Origin of the sequence: Streptomyces sp. NBC_01006, from assembly GCF_045162725.1 — a bacterium.
Classification (GTDB): domain Bacteria; phylum Actinomycetota; class Actinomycetes; order Streptomycetales; family Streptomycetaceae; genus Streptomyces.
Genome location: NZ_CP108700.1, coordinates 7,971,164 through 7,989,122, shown reverse-complemented (window position 1 = coordinate 7,989,122; position 17,959 = coordinate 7,971,164). Strand labels below are relative to the sequence as shown.

The window sequence follows — 17,959 nt, the reverse complement described above, 5'->3', positions numbered from 1 at the left end:
ACTCCTTGGTGAGGTAGTGGGGCTGTCCCGGTTCCCGGGCGCGGCCCCGGGTCGCCCGGCCCGTCAGTCCTGCCTGCGGGCGATCTGTACGTTCTCCAGCACGCCGAGCGCGTCGGGCACCAGGATGGCGGCGGAGTAGTAGGTGGAGACCAGGTAGGAGATGATCGACCGCTCGTCGATGCCCATGAACCGCACCGACAGGCCCGGTTCGTACTCCTCCGGCAGTCCGGTCTGGCGCAGGCCGACGACACCCTGGTTGTCCTCGCCGGTACGCATGGCGAGGATCGAGCTGGTGTTCTCCTTGCTGATGGGGATCTTGTTGCACGGCAGGATCGGGACTCCGCGCCAGGCCGGGACCTGCTGTCCGCCGAGGTCCACGTGGTCCGGGTAGAGCCCGCGGGCGTTGAACTCGCGCCCGATCGCCGCGATCGTCTTGGGGTGGGCGAGGAAGAGCTTGGTACCGCGGCGGCGGCAGAGCAGCTCGTCGAGGTCGTCCGGGGTGGGCGGGCCGGAGTGGGTCTGGATCCGCTGCTTGAAGGCGGCGTTGTGGAGCAGACCGAACTCCCGGTTGTTGACCAGCTCGTGCTCCTGGCGTTCGCGCAACGCCTCGATGGTGAGCCTGAGCTGCTCCTCGGTCTGGTTCATCGGCTCGTTGTAGAGGTCGGCGACCCTCGTGTGCACCCGCAGGACGGTCTGCGCGATGGAGAGCTCGTACTCGCGCGGGTTGAGCTCGTAGTCGACGAAAGTGCCGGGCAGCTCGGGCTCGCCGGTGTGGCCGGCGGACATGGCGATCTCGGCCTCGCCGTGCTTGTTCTGCCGCTGGTGCGGCAGCGAGCCGAACTGCTGGACGTGGGCCTGGAGATGCGGCGCCGAGGACAGTACGGCGGCGAAGTCGGAGCGGGAGAGGGTGAGCAGGGTGCCCGCGGTGGCGGCGGTCGCGGTGTAGTCCCAGCCGCCGGCGCCGTCGAGCAGGGCGTTGTCGCCGAACCGGTCGCCGTCGGCGAGTACGGCGACCGCGACCTCGTCGCCGTACTTGCCGACGGAGGTCTGGTTGATCCGGCCGTGGGCGATCAGGTGGATGTCGTTGGCCGGGGTGCCGCGCTCGACGAGCACCTCACCGGCACGGAAGTCGCGCTGGACGCACCGGGCGGCGAGCGCGGTCAGCACCTCCAGGTCGTCGAAGCCGCGCAGCATGGCGAGTTCGCCGAGCTCACGGGGGATCACCCGGACGTGGGCGCCGTCCTGGACGAACTCGATGCGGCCGTCGCCGACGGTGTAGGTCAGCCGGCGGTTCACCCGGTAGGTGCCGCCCTTGGTCTCCACCCAGGGGAGCATCTTCAGCAGCCAGCGGGAGGTGATCTCCTGCATCTGCGGTGCGGACTTGGTGGTGGTGGCGAGGTTGCGGGCAGCCGCCGTGCCCAGGCTGGTCTGCCGGGGCGGTTCGAGCTGCGCCTCCGGGCTGGTGTCCACGGTCATCGGGCAGGCGCTCCTTCGTCGGGGCGGTGACCGGCGACGCGCACACGTCACCGGTGGAAGAAGAAAGTCAGGGGGCGGAATTCCGGGCAATCCGTCCAGATCCGGGAGCACACTAACCGTCAGCACGCCCCATCAGCCCCTTGAGCCGTTTCCATTACCTCGATACGGCGATCTTGTCCCGCGCGGCGTTTACGGAGGGGTACAACGACATTCAGGCCAGCTCGAACACCTGTCCCATGCGCCGCCTCGGACGGATCCTCACCGGTCGACGAGGAACATCGCCGCGTCGTCCGCCAGGCGGTGCCGGGTGTGCCGGAGCAGTGCCCGATGCAGCTGGTCCAGGAACCCTTGCGCGTCGGGCGCCGCCTCCACCGCCGCCATCGCCCCGGGCAGGGCGAAGAAGTCGCCGGCGCCGTTGCGGGCTTCGATGACGCCGTCGGTGTAGAGGAGCAGACGGTCCCCGGGCGCGAAGGAGTAGCTGTCCACCACACCGGGAGGCCCGGGGACGAACTCCGCCAGACCGAGCGGCGGCAGCGGGCAGGCGGGCTCCAGGGCGCGGACCGTTCCGTCACGGAGCAGCAGCGGGGGCGGATGGCCGCGATTGACCACCTCGACGACGGGCCCGTCCGGCACCTGTGCCACCAGCGCGGTGACGAACCCTTCCACGAGTACTTCCGGGTCGATCACGCCCGGCACGGCCGCATCCCGCAGCAGCGCCGCCTCGCAGCGGCCGATGACCCCCACCAGTTCGTCCTCGTAGTGCACGGCCTCCCGGAACGCGCCCAGCACGGCCGCGGCCGCCCGTACGGCCGGCAGGCCCTTGCCCCTTACGTCGCCCACGATCACCCGGACCCCGTACCGCGTCTGCACGGCCTCGTACAGATCGCCGCCGATCTGCGCCCCCGTCTCGGCCGCCAGGTACATGCCGGCCACGCGCAGGCCACCCAGCCGGACCGGGACGGGCCGCAGCACGGCTTCCTGGGCCGCCACGGCGATCCGGCGGACCTGTTCGAGTTCGTCCTCCCGCCGCTTGCGGACGGTACTGCTCGTCGCGAGGCTCGCCAGCGACACCAGGAACAGGGCCAGGAAGTTGGTGTAGACCTGCTGGCTGCCCCAGGCCCCGTTGTACGTGGCGGTGGTGACGCTCACGGCCACGGCCAGCGCCACCGCCGCCAGGGTGCCCTTGGGACCCATCGCCACCGCGGCCAGCGCCGGCGTCGCCACCAGGAGGGGGCCGGTGTACAGCACGTGCGCGGGCGTGAATTCGATGGTCAGCACCGAGAGCGCGATCGCGAAGGGCAGACACTCCGCGACTACGAAAAGGACCTGGTGGTGGCCGCCTGCTCCCGGTCGAGGAGGTGAGCGGAAGGGCACCCGCATGGATCCAGCCTGCGCCGCCGAAGCCGTTTGCCGCCACCGTTCGCCCGTGCGGGGCCCGTCAGGCGTAGAGCCCGCGGCCTGCGGGCATGTGACGCGGTGCGGGCGGCGGGGCGCCCGCTCCCCGGCCCCGCCCTCCCCCCGGAGCGGGGCCCCGCCGAGCCTGGGAGCGGTGAGTCCGGATGAGCAGCAGCCCCGAGCGCCGGGTCTCCCGTCGGGAGTTCGACGCGATCTTCGCCGAGGTCCGCACGTGGGGCCGCTGGACCCCAGCCGACCGCGGCGCCTGGAACCGGGTCACTCCGGACCACGTACGGAGGGCCGCCGCCCTGGTCCGGTCCGGAGCGGCGGTGCCGCTGGGCCTGCCCTGGGACACCCGGCCGGGACCGGACAACCGCAGGCCCGCCCTGCACCACATGACCGACCTCGGCGACGTCGAGGCCCCGGAGCCCGCCACGTACAAGGACTTCCTCGCGGTCGACTACCACGGCAAGGCCGTGAGCCACCTGGACGCGCTGTCACACGTCGCGTACGAGGGGCGACTCTACGAGGGCCGCCCGGCGCGGGAGGCCATCGGCTCCGGGGGTGCCCGCTTCGGTACGGTGGCCGCTCTCGGCCCCCTCGTCACCAAGGGCGTGCTCCTCGACCTGCCGGCCGTTCTCGGGGTCGACTGGCTGGAGCCCGGGCAGGCCGTCCACGCGCGGGACGTCCTCGCCGCGGAGCGGGCACTGGGCGTGACGATCGACGAGGGCTGCGCGGTGCTGCTGCGCTCCGGCCGCTTCCGCCGCAGCCGGGAGCTCGGTCCCTGGGACTCCGACGCCGCGAGCGCGGGCTTCCACGTGGACGCCGTGCCGATGCTGGCCGAGCGCGCCGTCGCCCTGCTCGGCGGGGACGGGGACAGCGACCTGCGCCCCTCGCCGGTCGAGGGCGTCCACTCCCCCGTCCACGCCCTCACCGTGGCCGCCATGGGGGTGCCGCTGCTGGACAACCTGGACCTGGAGGCGCTCTCGGCCGCCTGCGCCGAGGCGGGGCGCCACGAGTTCATGATCGTCGTGGCGCCGCTGAACGTGCCCGGCGGGACGGGTTCCCCCGTCAATCCGGTCGCCATCCTCTGATGCGGACAAATGGGTGGGAATATACTCGGAAAGCACTTGCTCGGTGTAAGCGCTCCGCTGTGGCGCCCCGCTGCGGCCGAGCGCTCGGTAAGGGGAAGTGATGCGTATGGGGGCCACGGGAGAGCAGATCGGCCCCGCACGCTCCCGTGAGCGGTTCCTGGTGGGCGAGCCGATCGCGGACGGGGTACGCAGCCCGATCTTGAACTCGTGGCAGCGCTGCCAGTCCCTCGGACTCTCGCCGGACCAGACGGACCTTCCCTACCGGGACGATTTCGACCCGGACAGCCGGCTCGTGCACGCGGCCCAGCCCGTACTCGACCAGCTGGCCTCCCGGTTCGCGGGCAGCCAGATGAACGTCTCCCTCGCCGACGGGAACGGGACGGTGCTCCAGCGCCGCTTCGGGGAACCCACCCTGGCCCGGAGCCTGCCCCCCATCCAGAGCGTCCCCGGCTTCGTCTTCGCCGAGCGGTTCGCGGGGACCAACGGCATCGGTCTCGCGCTCGCCGAGCGGCACCTGGTGCAGGTCTACGGGGCGGAGCACTTCGCCGAGCGATCCCAGTCGAACGCCTGTTCCGCGACCCCGATCCGCGACCACCTGAGCGGGCACATCGTCGGCGTGCTCTGCTTCGGGTACCCGCACGGCTACGAGCACCCGGCGCTGCCCGTCCTGGTCCGCCGGGCTGCGGAATCCATCGAGCGGCGGCTGATGGAGCAGCGTTCGGCGCGGGAGCGCGCGCTGCTGCGTGCGTACCTCGACGCCGGCCACCTGGCCGTGAACGGCGCGGGTCCCGGGGAGGGGCCGGCCATCGGGCTGGAGGAGCTCGGCGACAGCGGGCTGGACCTGCACGATCAGATGATCCTCAAGGAGAAGGCCACGGAGCTCATCTCCTCGACCCAACGGACGGCCGTCGAGGTGTTCCTGCCCCACGGGCGGGGGGTCACGCTGATGAGCAGTCCGGTGACGAGCCTCTCCGGGGTGGAGGGCGTCGTCGTCGAGGCCGTGTTCACCGGCGAGCCGCCACCCGCGCACCACCTCTCCGTCGCGACCGGCGCGGGACCGCCGCACGGAGCACGGCACGTCGCAACGCACGAAGCGCCTCCCGGCCCGTCCGGAGCGCACCCGTCCGCCCCCGGCGCACCCGCCCCCGGCAAGGTCAGGGGCCTGGTCCTGGTGGGCGAGCCGGAAGTCGGCAAGTACGCCGTCGCGGCGCGCCGCCGCCTGGAGCTGCTGGCCGAGGCCAGCACCCGTATCGGCACCACATTGGACGTGACCCGCACCGCGTGGGAACTCGCCCAGACGGCGGTCCCGCGCCTGGCCGACTACGTCACCATCGACGTGCCGGAGGCGGTGCTGCGCGGCGAGGAATCCGCCGATCCCCGGAGCGAGCTGCACCGCGCGGTGGTCCACGGCATACGCGAGGACTGCCCCTTCTACCCGGTCGGCCGGGTGCAGCTGCGCTCCGGCACCCCTCACATGCGGTGCCTGGACAGTGGGCAGGCGGTGCTGGCGCCCGACCTCAGGGAGGCCGTCGGCTGGATCGACCAGGAGCCCGAGCACGCGCGGGGGATCCTCGACCGCGGCGTGCACTCCCTCATCTCCGTCCCCCTTCTCGCCCGCGGCGTCCTGCTGGGCATCGCCAGCTTCTACCGCTCCGAGGACCCCGCCCCGTTCGGGGAGGACGACAGCTGGCTGGCCCAGGAGCTCGCGGCCCGCGCCGCGCTCTGCATCGACAACGCACGCCGCTACACCCGCGAGCACACCCTGGCCCTGGCCCTGCAGGAGAGCCTGCTTCCGCAGGGCATGCCCGAGCAGGGCGCCGTCGAGGTCGCGCACCGGTACCTGCCCGCCGAATCCGGGGTGGGCGGCGACTGGTTCGACGTCATCCCGCTCTCCGGCACCCGCGTCGCCCTCCTCGTGGGGGACGTCGTCGGCCACGGCCTGCACGCCGCCGCCACCATGGGCCGGCTGCGTACGGCCGCCCGCAACTTCGCCGAGCTGGAACTCGCCCCCGACGAGCTCCTCACGCACCTGGACAACCTCCTGGTGCGCCTGGACCGGGAGGAGGGCGGTGACAACGACTCCGGCAGCACCGGCATCGTCGGCGCCACCTGCCTCTACGCCGTCTACGACCCCACGACGCGACTGTGCACCATGGCCCGCGCCGGGCACCCCCCGCCCGCGCTCGTCCACCCGGACGGCCGGGTGACGTTCCCCGAACTGCCCGCCGGACCGCCGCTGGGCCTGGGCGGCCTGCCCTTCGAAACGGCGGAGATCGAGCTCCCCGAGGGCAGCACGCTGGTCCTGTACACGGACGGTCTGATCGAGGACCGCGATCGTGACCTCGACGTGGCCCTCGACCAGCTGAGCCGCGCCCTGGCCCTGCCCGACCGCTCGCCCGAGGACACCTGCCAGGCGGTCATCGACGCCGTGGCACCCGAGCACCCCGCCGACGACATCGCGCTGCTCGTCGCCCGCACCCGTACCGTGCCCGCCGACCGGATCGCCACCTGGAACGTGTCCGCCGACCCGTCCCTGGTCGCCGGCGTCCGCGCCGCCGCCACCCGCCAGCTCACCGACTGGGGGCTGGACGAGCTGGCGTTCGCCGCCGAGCTGATGCTGAGCGAGCTGGTCACCAACGCGGTCCGCTACGGCACCGAGCCCATCCAGGTACGCCTGGTCCACGACCGCTCGCTGATCTGCGAGGTCTCCGACGGCAGCAGCACCGCCCCGCACCTGCGGCGGGCGGCCAGCACGGAGGAGGGCGGCCGCGGCCTCTTCCTCGTCGCGCAGCTCGCCCACGCCTGGGGCACTCGGTACACCACCCACGGAAAGGTCATCTGGGCCGAATGCGCCCTGGACGCGGCCTGACAGCCGACATATCGCCCATATCCCCCTAGCCGGCAGTAGCATCACCGGTGTCCTCACCGCTTCACGCTGTACCTCCCCCAGCACCACCTCCCCAGGCGGCCCCGGAGAAGTCCGTGCATGACACTCCCGCCACTCCCGACACCCCCACGCCCCCGCCCCCGCGCTCCGGCGCAGAGCCCCTCGTCCGGATGCGCGGTCTCGGCAAGCGGTTCGGCGGCACCGTCGCCCTGGACGCGGTCAGCCTCGACGTCCACGGCGGCAGCGTCCTCGCCCTCCTCGGCCCCAACGGCGCCGGGAAGTCCACCCTCATCAAGGTGCTCGCCGGGGTGCACCGCGCCGACGCGGGAGAGGTGACCGTGGCCGGGCACCCGCTCGGCTCCGAAGCAGCCTCGCGCAGCATGTCCTTCATCCACCAGGATCTCGGCCTGGTCGAATGGATGACCGTCGCCGAGAATATCGCCCTGGGCACCGGATACCCGCGCCGCCACGGCCTGATCTCCTGGCGGCGGACCCGGGAGCGCTGCGCCGAGGCGCTGGGCACCGTCGCCGGGCACCTGGACGCCGACGCCCGGATCGCCGACCTCGCGCCCGCCGAACGCTCACTGGTCGCGATCGCCCGCGGCCTGGCGAGGCGGGCGGAGCTCTTCGTCCTCGACGAGCCGACCGCCACCCTCCCCGCCGCGGACTGCGCGCGCCTCTTCGGCGTCCTGCACGCCCTGCGCGACCGGGGGCACGGCATCCTCTACGTCAGCCACCGGCTCGACGAGGTGTACGAGGTCGCCGACTCCTTCGCCGTCCTGCGCGACGGCCGGCTCGTCAGCCAGGGGCCCCTCGCCGCGTACGGCCCGGACCGGCTCGTCCGCGACATCGTGGGCCACGAACCGGCCGGGCCCCCGCCCCCCGCCGCAGCCCCCGCGCCCGCATCCGCCGGCCGCCCGCCCGTGCTGCGCCTCGACGACGTGACGACGGAACGCACCGGACCCGTCAGTCTGGAGCTGCGCGAGGGCGAGGTCCTCGGCATGGTCGGCCTGACCGGCGCCGGCCACATGCACCTCGGCCGCGCCCTCGCCGGCGCGCTGCCGCCGATCGGCGGGCGGGCGCTGCTCGACGGCCGCCCGTACCACCCCCGTACGGTCGCCGCCGCCCTCGGTGCCGGGGTCGGCTTCGTGGCCGGCAACCGGCAGGAGGAGGGCTGCGCCGCGGAACTGACGGTACGGGAGAACTTCCTGGCCAATCCCCGGGCAGCCGGAGTGCCGGCCTGGCACTGGCTCGCTCCGCGGCGCGAGCGCGCCGAGGCCGCCGCCCTGATCGAGCGGTTCTCCGTACTCCCCCGCGACAGCGAGGTGCCGATCGCCACCCTGTCCGGCGGCAACCAGCAGAAGGTCATGGTCGGCCGCCGCCTCCGGGGCCGTCTGCGCCTGCTGATCCTCGAAGAGCCGACGGCCGGTGTGGACGTCGGCGCCAAGGCGTCGATCCACCGGCTCCTCGACGAAGCGCTGGCCGCCGGGCTGGCGGTCCTGCTCATCTCCACCGATTTCGAGGAGATCGCCGACGTGTGCCACCGCGCGCTGGTGTTCGGGCGCGGGACCGTGGTGGCCGAGCTTGCGGGGGAAGCGCTGAACGTCACCGAACTCACCCGCACCGCCTCGGCCCTGCCCGCGATCACCGGAAGCCCGGAGGGCCGGTGAGCCCGTCGTCCCGCCTCACGCCTCCGGCTCGGCGGCACGGGCGCGGGCACCGGCGCGGCCACGGGCACTTCATCGGCACGTACGGCCTGCTGTCCCTGACCGTCCTGCTGTTCCTGCTCTTCTCCGTCGTCCTGCCGGACACCTTCCCCACGCGGGACAACGTCTCCTCGATCCTTTCCAACCAGTCGATCCCGGCCATCCTGGCGCTCGGTGTGACGGTCCCCATCGCGAGCGGCAAGTTCGACCTGTCCATCGGCTACGGCCTGGGCCTGGCCCACGTCCTGGTGCTGTTCCTCATCGTCGAGAAGGGCTGGCCCTGGCCGCTCGCCTGCCTCACGGTCGTCGCCGGAGGGACGCTGGCCGGCGCCGTGAACGGGCTCATCGTCGAGTTCGCCCGCATCGACTCCTTCATCGCCACGCTCGGCACCGGCAGCATCATGTACGCCGTCACCGGCTGGATCACCGACGGGGGCCGGATCGTTCCCGGTCCCGAGGGTCTCCCGGCCGCCTTCACCGACATCTACGACGCCCGGTTCCTCGGCCTGCCGGTCCCCGCCTTCTACGTCCTCGGCCTCGTCATCGTCCTCTGGCTGGTGCTGGAGCGGCTGCCGTTCGGCCGGTACCTGTACGTCATCGGCTCCAACCCCCGCGCCGCCGAGATCCTCGGCATCCCCACCCACCGGTACTGCGTCTACGCCTTCGCCTGCTCCAGCACGGTCGTCGGGTTCGCCGGCGTGCTGCTCGCCGCGCAGCAGCAGATCGGCAACCCGAGCGTCGGCCTGGACTACCTGCTGCCCGCGTTCGTCGGAGCCCTGCTCGGCTCCACCGCGATCAGGCCGGGCCGGGCCAACGCCATCGGCACCCTCGTGGCCGTGACTGTCCTGGCCGTGGGGCTCGCCGGGATCGGCCAGCTCGGCGCCCAGTTCTGGGCCACCCCGCTGTTCAACGGCTGCACGCTGCTCCTCGCGGTCGGCCTGGCCGGCTACTCGGCCCGGCGGCGGCTGCGTACCGACGCCATCGCGACGGCGGACGACGACACCGGCATCGGCACCGCCACCGCCACCCCCTAAACCAGCCCAGGAGCACTGTGTACGCGAAGTACCCGAACCGCAGGACCGCCCTCGCGGCCGCCACCCTGCTGGCCGCGGCCGCCGGCGCCACCGCCATCGCCGGGTGCGGGGGCGGCGGCTCGCCGAACGCCACCGGCCCGTCCGCCGCCGGCTGCCCGGCCGTCCTCCAGGAGGCGAAGGCGGCCGTCCAGCGGGCCGAGAGCACCGACACAGCGTGGAACGGCCCCACCAGCGGTCCCGCGGCGGTCCCCGGCAAGACCCTCGTCTACGTCGCGCAGACCATGACCAACCCGGGCGTCGCGGGAGTCGCGAAGGGCGTACAGGAGGCCGCGCAGGCCATCGGCTGGAACGTCCGGGTGATCGACGGGGAGGGCACCCCGGCCGGCATCCAGGCGGCGCTCAGCCAGGCGGTCACCCTCAAACCCTCGGGCATCGTCATCGGCGGCTTCGATCCCCGGCTGACCTCGCAGCAGGTGGCGCGGGCCGAGGCCGCGGGCATCCCGCTCATCGGCTGGCACGCGGTCAGCTCCCCCGGCCCGAGCACGAACCCCCGGCTCTTCACCAACGTCACGACGAAGGTGGAGGAGGTGGCGAAGGCCAGTGCGGACTGGGTCATCGCCCGGTCCGGCGGGGCCGCCGGGGTCGTCGTGTTCACCGACGACTCGATCCCGTTCGCCGGTACGAAGTCCAAGCTGATCGAGCAGCGGCTCGCCGCCTGCCCGGGCGTCGAGCTCCTGGCCCACAAGAACATCCCGATCCCGGACGCGAGCCGGCGCACCCCCCAGGAGGTCGCCTCACTGCTGTCCCGGTTCCAGAAGCGGTGGACGTACTCCGTCGCCATCAACGACCTCTACTTCGACGATGCCGCGCCCGCCTTCCGCGCCGCCGGCAAGCCCGGCGCCGGGCCGCCCTTCAACATCGGCGCCGGGGACGGGGACCCGTCCGCCTTCCGGCGCATCAAGAGCGAGCAGTACCAGGCCGCCACCGTCCCGGAGCCGCTCTCGCAGCAGGGCTGGCAGATCGTCGACGAGTTCAACCGCGCGTTCGCCGGGCAGCCGGCCAGCGGATACGTGGCTCCCGTCCACATCGCGACGGCCGAGAACAGCGCCGGTGCCGCCTCCTGGGACCCCGAGGGCTACCAGGAGGCGTACGAGAAGATCTGGCACGGCTGACCCGGTCGTGTTTGCGTGGATGCGCGCCTCACGGCCGGTGGGGGCGCCCACGCAGCCGCTTGTAACCCCGGGGCGCCGCCGCGCGTCACATGGGCGCAACAGGGATTTCCTACGTTGGGCGCCACCGGATCGACCTGCACACGGCCGCGGCGCCCGGGGTTCTGGGGGTCGGCCGGTGTTCTCCGAGGAGGTCTCCTGTGTCCGAGGCGGAAGCTGCGAACGCACGCATACGGGAAGCGGCGGCCCCAGCCGCAGGGGCCTCGGCCACCGGATCCGTACGGACGGTCTGCTCGTACTGCGGCGTCGGCTGCGGGATCGTGCTGGACATCGCCCGGGGCACCGACGGCCGCCGTACGGTGGCCAAGGCCGTCGGCGACAAGCAGCACCCGGCCAACGCCGGGCGGCTGTGCACCAAGGGCGCCACCCACGCGGACCTGCTGGCCGCGCCCGGCCGGCTCGGGACCGCCCTGGTCCGCGAAGAGCGGGGGGCCGAGCCCGCCGCCGTGGCCGTGGACGCGGCCATCACCCGGACGGCCCAGCGGCTGCGGGCCGTCCTCGACGCGCACGGCCCCGACGCGCTGAGCCTGTACGTCTCCGGTCAGATGTCCCTGGAGGCCCAGTACCTGGCCAACAAGCTGGCCAAGGGGTTCCTGCGCACGAACCAGATCGAGTCGAACTCCCGGCTGTGCATGGCGAGCGCCGGCACCGGCTACAAGCTCTCGCTGGGCGCCGACGGGCCGCCCGGCTCGTACGAGGACTTCGAGCGGGCCGATGCCTTCTTCGTGATCGGCTCCAACATGGCCGACTGCCACCCCATCCTCTTCCTGCGGATGATGGACCGGGTCAAATCCGCCGGCGCCAAGCTGATCGTCGTCGACCCCCGGCGGAGCGCCACCGCCGACAAGGCGGACCTGTTCCTGCAGATACGGCCGGGCACCGACCTCGCCCTCCTCAACGGGCTGCTGCACCTGCTGGTCGAGGGCGGCCGGACCGACCCGGCCTTCATCGCCGAGCACACCGAGGGCTGGGAGGACATGCCCGCCTTCCTGCGGGACTACCCGCCCGCGACGGTCGCCGAGATCACCGGGATACCGGAGGCGGACATTCGGCTGGCCGCCCGCTGGATCGGCGAGGCGGACGAGTGGATGAGCTGCTGGACCATGGGCCTCAACCAGTCCACCCACGGCACCTGGAACACCAACGCCCTGGTCAACCTGCACCTGGCCACCGGGGCGATCTGCCGCCCCGGCAGCGGCCCCTTCTCCCTGACCGGTCAGCCCAACGCCATGGGCGGCCGGGAGATGGGCTACATGGGACCGGGCCTGCCCGGCCAGCGGTCGGTCCTCGTCGACGGGGACCGGCGCTTCACGGAGGAGTTGTGGGGTCTGCCGGAGGGCACCCTGCGCACCGACGTCGGACGCGGCACCGTCGAGATGTTCGAGAAGATGGCGGCCGGCGAGATACGGGCCTGCTGGATCATCTGCACCAACCCGGTCGCCTCCGTCGCCAACCGCAGTACGGTCATCAAGGCCCTGGAGACCGCCGAACTCGTCATCACCCAGGACGTGTTCGCGGAGACCGAGACCAACGCCTACGCGGACATCGTGCTCCCCGCCACCCTCTGGGCAGAGGCGGACGGGGTGATGGTCAATTCCGAGCGCAACCTCACCCTGGTCCGGGGCGCCGTCGACCCGCCCGGACAGGCCCTGCCCGACTGGCAGTTGATCGCCCGCGTGGCCTGCGAGATGGGATTCGCCGAAGCCTTCACGTACCGCAGCTCCGAGGAGGTCTTCGAGGAGCTGCGGCGTGCCTGGAACCCCACGACCGGCTGGGACCTGCGGGGCGTCTCGTACGAGCGGCTGCGCGGCGGGCCGGTGCAGTGGCCGGCCGCCCCGGGCGGACCGGACCGCAACCCGGTCCGGTACCTCAACGACGGCGTCAGCCAGACACCGGCCGAGCACCCGGACGGCAGCCGTCCGCGCCTGGTCTTCCCCACCGCCTCCGGGCGGGCCTCCTTCTTCGCCCGCCCGCACCTCCCGGCCGCCGAACTCCCCGATGACGACTACCCGTTCGTCCTGAACACCGGGCGCCTCCAGCACCAGTGGCACACCCTCACCAAGACGGGCAGGGTCGCCAAGCTGAACAAGCTCGACCCGGGCCCGTTCGTGGAGATCCACCCGCAGGACGCGGCCGCCCTGGGCATCGCGGAGGGCGACGGGGTGGAGGTGGCTTCGCGGCGCGGCCGGGCGGTCCTGCCGGCCGTCGTCACCGACCGGGTGCGGCCCGGGAACTGCTTCGCCCCGTTCCACTGGAACGACCTGTTCGGCGAGTACCTCAGCGTCAACGCGGTCACCAGCGACGCCGTCGACCCCCTTTCCTTCCAGCCCGAGTTCAAGGTGTGTGCGGTGACGCTGGCCAGGACACGGGTACCGGTTGCCGCGGCCGCGCCCTCCACCGAGGCCCTGGGCGGGTCCGGCGCCGCCGCGGCCGAGGGGACCGGACCCGGCAGTACCACGACGACGCTGAAGCAGCCGGTGACGGTCCGGCCGGCGACCGCGGTCCCCGCCCTCACCTCCCTGTTCGGGCTGGACGGGCACGCGCCGCCAGCCCTCTCCGACCGGGAGCGCCAGTACCTCGCGGGATTCCTCGCCGGGCTCGCCTCCGCACCGCCCGGTACGGACGTCCCGCTCCTTCCCACCGGCGCCCCCTTCGAGGAAGAGCACTCGCTCTGGGTCGACGGGGTGCTCGCCGGCACGTACTCCCGTACGGCGACGGCCCTCGCCGCGGTGCCCGCGTCCGCCGCTCCGGCCGCGGCGCCACCCGCCGCTCCGGCGCCGGACCCCGCCACCGCGGGTACGCCGCCGACCCGGCAGACCGTGGTCCTGTGGGCCTCCCAGACGGGCAACGCCGAGGCCCTCGCCGCTACCGTCGGCGCGGCGCTGGCCCAGGACGGCTCCGCGGCGGCCGTGCACAGCATGGCCGACCGGCCGCCCGCCTCCCTCGGGCCCGGCACGGACCTGCTGGTCGTCACGAGCACCTTCGGCGACGGCGACGCCCCGGACAACGGAGCCGCGTTCTGGGAGGCGCTCAGCGCGCCCGACGCGCCCCGGCTGGAGGACGTCCGGTACACGGTGTTCGCCCTCGGGGACTCCTCGTACGACTCCTTCTGCGGCCACGGACGCCGGCTCGACCGGCGCCTCGAAGAGCTCGGAGCCCGGCGCCTCCTGCCGCGCGTGGACTGCGAGCCCGATGACGAGGAGTCCGCCGTCCGGTGGCTGGGGCAGGTACGCACGGCCCTGGCGGCCGGCGCCGCGCCCCCGGTGGCAGCCGCCGGGCCGCCCCGGCCCGCCGCGACCCCGGGCAGGGCCGCCGCCGCCCGGCACACCGCCCGGCTGTCCGGCAACCGGCTGCTGAGTCTGGCCGACGCCACCAAGGAGGTAAGGCGGTTCACCTTCGGCCTCGGCGAGGACGGCCCGGCGTACGAGGCGGGCGATGCGCTCGGCATCCAGCCGGTCAACTGCCCTGAGCTGGTGACGGAATGGCTGGCCGCAACCGGGCTGGCCGCCGATGCCGAGGTCGCCGTACCCGGGCACGACCGGCCCATGCCCTTCGCCCGGGCGCTGCGCCTGCACCTGGACATCACCCGTGTCACGCCCGACCTGCTGCGCTTCGTCACCGAGCACACCGGCGACCGCAGGCTCCGGCAGCTGACGCGCCCCGAGAACAAGGACGGCCTCGCCCGCTGGATCTGGGGACGCCAACCCGTGGACGTCCTGGCCGAGTTCCCGGTCCGGCTCAGCGCCCAGGAGTGGGCCGAACGCCTCAAACGGCTCCAGCCGCGCCTGTACTCCATATCCTCCAGCCCTCTCGTCGACCCGCGCGAGGCCAGCCTCACCGTCTCGGTCCTGCGCTACGAGGGTCCACGCCGCCACCACCGCAAGGGCGTGGCCTCCACCTTCCTCGCCGACTCCGAACCGGGCAGTCCCGTACCGCTGTTCGTCCAGCGCTCGGCGCACTTCCGTCCGCCCGCAGGACCCGAGACACCGGCCGTGATGGTCGGCCCGGGCACCGGGATCGCCCCGTTCATGGCCTTCCTGGAACACCGCCGCGCCCTCGGCCACCACGGCGGGAACTGGCTGTTCTTCGGCGAGCAGCGCCGGGCCACCGATTTCTACTACCGCGAGGAGCTGGAGGAGCTGCACCGGCACGGCACGCTCAGCCGGCTGGACCTGGCGTTCTCCCGTGACCAGCGGGCCAAGGTCTACGTCCAGGACCGGATGCGCGAACAGGGCGCCCAGTTGTGGTCCTGGCTGCAGGAGGGCGCCCATTTCTACGTGTGCGGTGACGCGAGCCGGATGGCCAAGGACGTGGACCGGGCGCTGCGCGACATCGCCGTGGCCCACGGCGGCCTGGCCGAGGACGAGGCCGCCGCGTACCTGAAGCAGCTCTCCGCCGAGAAGCGGTACGCCCGGGACGTGTACTGACGGGCTCCGCTGCCGGGCGGGGTCTCAGAACCAGTTGATGGTGAGGGGGAAGGTGGTGGTGGCGGTTGCTGTGGTGGTGTCGGTGGCGGTTGCGGTGATTTGGAGGGTTCCGGTGGCCCAGGGTTTGCCGGTGATGCGGCCGGTGTTGGTGTCGATGGTGAGGCCGAGGGGGAGTCCGGTGGCGGTGTAGCGGAGGGCGGGTTTGCCGCCGGTGGCGGTGAGTTGGATGGTGCAGGTCTGGTTGAACTTGCAGGTCTGGGGGCCGGGGTTGGTCAGCTTCAGGTCACCGGGGGTGGGGGTCGGGGTGGGCGTGGGGGTGCTTCCGCAGCCCGGGGCGGCCTCCGGCGGCAGCGGGACCCGCCAGATCTGGGTGTCGTTCTCCGACCCGACGAGCAGGCTCGTGCAGTCGAAGTAGGTCACCGTCTCGCCCTGTGACTGCGCGGGGAGGGCGACGTCCGCGAGCTTGGTCCCCGCGGTGTCGTACACGGAGGCCGTGTTGGCGCCGAACGGCCCGCCGCTGCGCAGGGTGTACGAGGCGCCCGACGGCGAGAAGGCGCCGTCGGTGGTGAAGACCGGGCCGGGCCGGACCCCGGTGAGCGTGTTGACCTGTCCGGTCTGCGGGGGCAGCGGGGCCTTGTACAGCCGGCCCGCCGCTCCGATGAGCTTGCTCGCGATGTAGAGCTGACCGGTGAGGGGGTCGGCGAGCAGGGATTCGGCGTCGTGCCGGCCGTCCGCGTAGGCGAACTTGTAGGTCACCGGGGTCACTGTGGCGTTGGCGAGCTGGTCGGGCTCGGCGAAGGAGTGCACGAGGATCTCGGCACGGCCGCTGAAGTTGTCCCCGATGTCGCCCACCAGGATCACCGGCTGCCCGGACGCGTCCTTGCCGATCGTGAGCCCCTCCCAGTCGGTGTTGCCGACGCCGGAAAGGGTGTAGGTCGCCTTGAGTTGGCCGGTTGCACCCGTGCAGTCGACGGCGAAGACCTGGTTGGTGTTGCCGCTGTCGTTGACGGCGTAGAAGATGCCCGGGTGCTCGCGGCTCATGGCGAGCCCGCTGAGTTCGGCCATGCCGCCGGGCAGCGTGCACTTGCGTTCCGGGGCGAGCGCGGCGGCCGCGGCCCCGGCTCCGGGGGCGGCGGCCGGGCCGGTGGCGGCGCCGGCCGGGCCGGCGGCCGGCCATGCGGTGGCCGGCAGCACGGTGGCGAGGGCCGCGGTCGCGAGGGCGGCGGCCCGTGGGGGTGTGAGGAGTCGAGACATGCGCACCATGTGATGGCACATCAGATGGTGATCGCCAGGCCCGGCGACCCCCCGTTTGAGCATCATTCAATGCCGGGCCGGCATGCCTGGCCGAAACCCGGCGGGTTCCGGTGGCTTCCGGCGGCTTCCGGTCAGCGCGCCGGCTCCCGGACGGGGGCGTTGTGCCGGGCGTGCGCGATGAACGCCCGGGCGGCGCGGGTCAGCGGCCGACGGGCGTGCGCGATGCCCACCGGGCGCAGCAGCGGCGGGGTGAAGGAGCGGATCTCGGCGCGGCTGCCGAAGGCCCTCAGTACCACGTCCCGGTACCAGATGAGGGAGCCGCGTCCGTCGGTCACACCGGTCACCCAGGCGAGCCGCTCGTCGACCTCGAACGCGGGCACGGGCCGGACCCCGAGGCAGCTGAACATGGCCTCCATCTCGGTACGCCGCCCGGTGCCCGGGGTCGGCAGCACCATCGGGAGCCCGTCGAGCATCCGGAACGGCACCGGGTCGGGCAGCCGGGCGCCGAGGGGCGAGACCAGCACCACCTCGCGCTCCTGGATGTGGTGCGTGGACAGCTCCTTGTCGACGGGCAGGTCCACCAGGGCCAACTCGGATGTCCCGTCCAGGAGTTCCTGTACCAGCGACTCCCGGCCGTCGTGCTGGTGGAGCCGTACGTGCACGCCGGGGTGGCGCGCGGTGTACGCCGGGACCAACTCGGAGGCCAGGTCGAGGGCCAGGGTGGGGGTGGCGACGAGGGTGAGGGTGGTCCGTCCGCCCTTGCCGATCGGGGTCCCGATGTCGTCGATGGCGTCCACCGCGTCGAGCACGGTACGGGCCAGCCGGACCACCCGGGTGCCTTCGGCGGTGAGGTCCACCCCTCTGCCCCGGCGGGCGAGGAGCTCGATGCCGAGGTCGCGCTCCATGGCCTGGACGGCCCGCGACAGGGCGGACTGGGCAACGAAGACCGAGGCGGCCGCGCCGGTGATGGAACCGCAGTCCGCGACGGCGACGAGGTAACGAAGCTGCGCGAGTGTGGGGGTCATGACCGGACGGTAACCGCGCGAGGTTGACCCTGTAAGGGGCGTCATGGTGAACAACTGCACGAATTTGGCGAGGTGCTCATACCCAGAGGGCGCCGAGGCATACCGGCCGGGCATGAGACCGGGCCCCTGCCCTGCGTCGGCCCCGGCTCCGGCGGCGCCCGCCCCGCCGGGGAATACCGCAGGTCGGCGGCCTGACAGGAGCCGGCAGGTGAAGCCGTCGGGGTGCGCCTGAGCCGTCCGGTACGTGAAGGACCTTACTCCGCATAGCCGTTGACAGTGCACGGCGGCCACCGCACGATGCATCCCGGCGTCAGGGGAATTGACCAACGTTCAAGCCCGTCCCACCCAGACGGGTCGCCCGGCCACCTGTACCGGCGGGGAGCTGCCTGCGCGCACTCCCCGCTGCCCCGCTCGGCCCCGCTCGCCCCTGCG

General features: G+C 72.9%; 10 protein-coding genes. 6 read left to right on the top strand and 4 right to left on the bottom strand.

From position 1 onward, the window contains the following. Window positions 1–63 precede the first annotated feature (63 nt). Together OG509_RS36285 and OG509_RS36280 are read right to left on the bottom strand one after the other, a co-directional pair. A complete protein-coding gene (locus OG509_RS36285) occupies window positions 64–1,476 on the bottom strand; it encodes a family 2B encapsulin nanocompartment shell protein (RefSeq protein ID WP_406186819.1) in 1,413 nt (470 codons plus the stop codon). 258 nt (window positions 1,477–1,734) lie between these two features. Continuing rightward, a complete protein-coding gene (locus OG509_RS36280; RefSeq protein WP_406186818.1) occupies window positions 1,735–2,754 on the bottom strand; it encodes a PP2C family protein-serine/threonine phosphatase in 1,020 nt (339 codons plus the stop codon). Between the two features lie 281 nt (window positions 2,755–3,035). Between OG509_RS36280 and OG509_RS36275 the strand changes: the two genes are divergently transcribed. From OG509_RS36275 to OG509_RS36250, 6 genes are all read left to right on the top strand, one after another. Next, window positions 3,036–3,965: a cyclase family protein gene (locus OG509_RS36275; RefSeq protein ID WP_406186817.1), complete on the top strand. Its 930-nt coding sequence runs from the start codon at window positions 3,036–3,038 to the stop codon at window positions 3,963–3,965. Window positions 3,966–4,071: 106 nt separating this feature from the next. Next, window positions 4,072–6,834: a SpoIIE family protein phosphatase gene (locus OG509_RS36270; protein WP_406186816.1), complete on the top strand. Its 2,763-nt coding sequence runs from the start codon at window positions 4,072–4,074 to the stop codon at window positions 6,832–6,834. Window positions 6,835–7,022: 188 nt separating this feature from the next. Beyond that, window positions 7,023–8,522: a sugar ABC transporter ATP-binding protein gene (locus OG509_RS36265; protein ID WP_406187791.1), complete on the top strand. Its 1,500-nt coding sequence runs from the start codon at window positions 7,023–7,025 to the stop codon at window positions 8,520–8,522. After that, on the top strand, window positions 8,519–9,592 hold the full coding sequence (locus OG509_RS36260) for an ABC transporter permease (RefSeq protein ID WP_406186815.1): 1,074 nt from the start codon (window positions 8,519–8,521) through the stop codon (window positions 9,590–9,592). The genes OG509_RS36265 and OG509_RS36260 overlap by 4 nt, the downstream gene beginning before the upstream one ends. Before the next feature lie 95 nt (window positions 9,593–9,687). Beyond that, on the top strand, window positions 9,688–10,764 hold the full coding sequence (locus tag OG509_RS36255) for a substrate-binding domain-containing protein (protein WP_406187789.1): 1,077 nt from the start codon (window positions 9,688–9,690) through the stop codon (window positions 10,762–10,764). A gap of 197 nt (window positions 10,765–10,961) precedes the next feature. After that, window positions 10,962–15,248 (top strand): molybdopterin-dependent oxidoreductase, encoded by a 4,287-nt coding sequence (locus OG509_RS36250; protein ID WP_406186814.1) that lies wholly within the window; start codon window positions 10,962–10,964, stop codon window positions 15,246–15,248. Window positions 15,249–15,272: 24 nt separating this feature from the next. On the opposite strand, the gene OG509_RS36245 is transcribed toward OG509_RS36250, so the two are convergent. After that, window positions 15,273–16,502, bottom strand: a complete 1,230-nt coding sequence (locus OG509_RS36245) for a putative Ig domain-containing protein (RefSeq protein WP_406186813.1) — start codon at window positions 16,500–16,502, stop codon at window positions 15,273–15,275. Between the two features lie 131 nt (window positions 16,503–16,633). After that, window positions 16,634–17,527, bottom strand: coding sequence for a LysR family transcriptional regulator (locus tag OG509_RS36240; RefSeq protein ID WP_406186812.1), 894 nt, complete (start codon window positions 17,525–17,527; stop codon window positions 16,634–16,636). Window positions 17,528–17,959: the final 432 nt, after the last annotated feature.

Excerpts from the sequence above, each read along its gene's own strand:
- OG509_RS36285 (WP_406186819.1), bottom strand. The coding sequence starts at position 1,476 with ATGACCGTGGACACCAGCCCGGAGGCGCAGCTCGAACCGCCCCGGCAG.
- OG509_RS36275 (WP_406186817.1), top strand. The coding sequence starts at position 3,036 with ATGAGCAGCAGCCCCGAGCGCCGGGTCTCCCGTCGGGAGTTCGACGCG.
- OG509_RS36270 (WP_406186816.1), top strand. The coding sequence starts at position 4,072 with ATGGGGGCCACGGGAGAGCAGATCGGCCCCGCACGCTCCCGTGAGCGG.
- OG509_RS36265 (WP_406187791.1), top strand. The coding sequence starts at position 7,023 with ATGCGCGGTCTCGGCAAGCGGTTCGGCGGCACCGTCGCCCTGGACGCG.
- OG509_RS36245 (WP_406186813.1), bottom strand. The coding sequence starts at position 16,502 with ATGTCTCGACTCCTCACACCCCCACGGGCCGCCGCCCTCGCGACCGCG.
- OG509_RS36240 (WP_406186812.1), bottom strand. The coding sequence starts at position 17,527 with ATGACCCCCACACTCGCGCAGCTTCGTTACCTCGTCGCCGTCGCGGAC.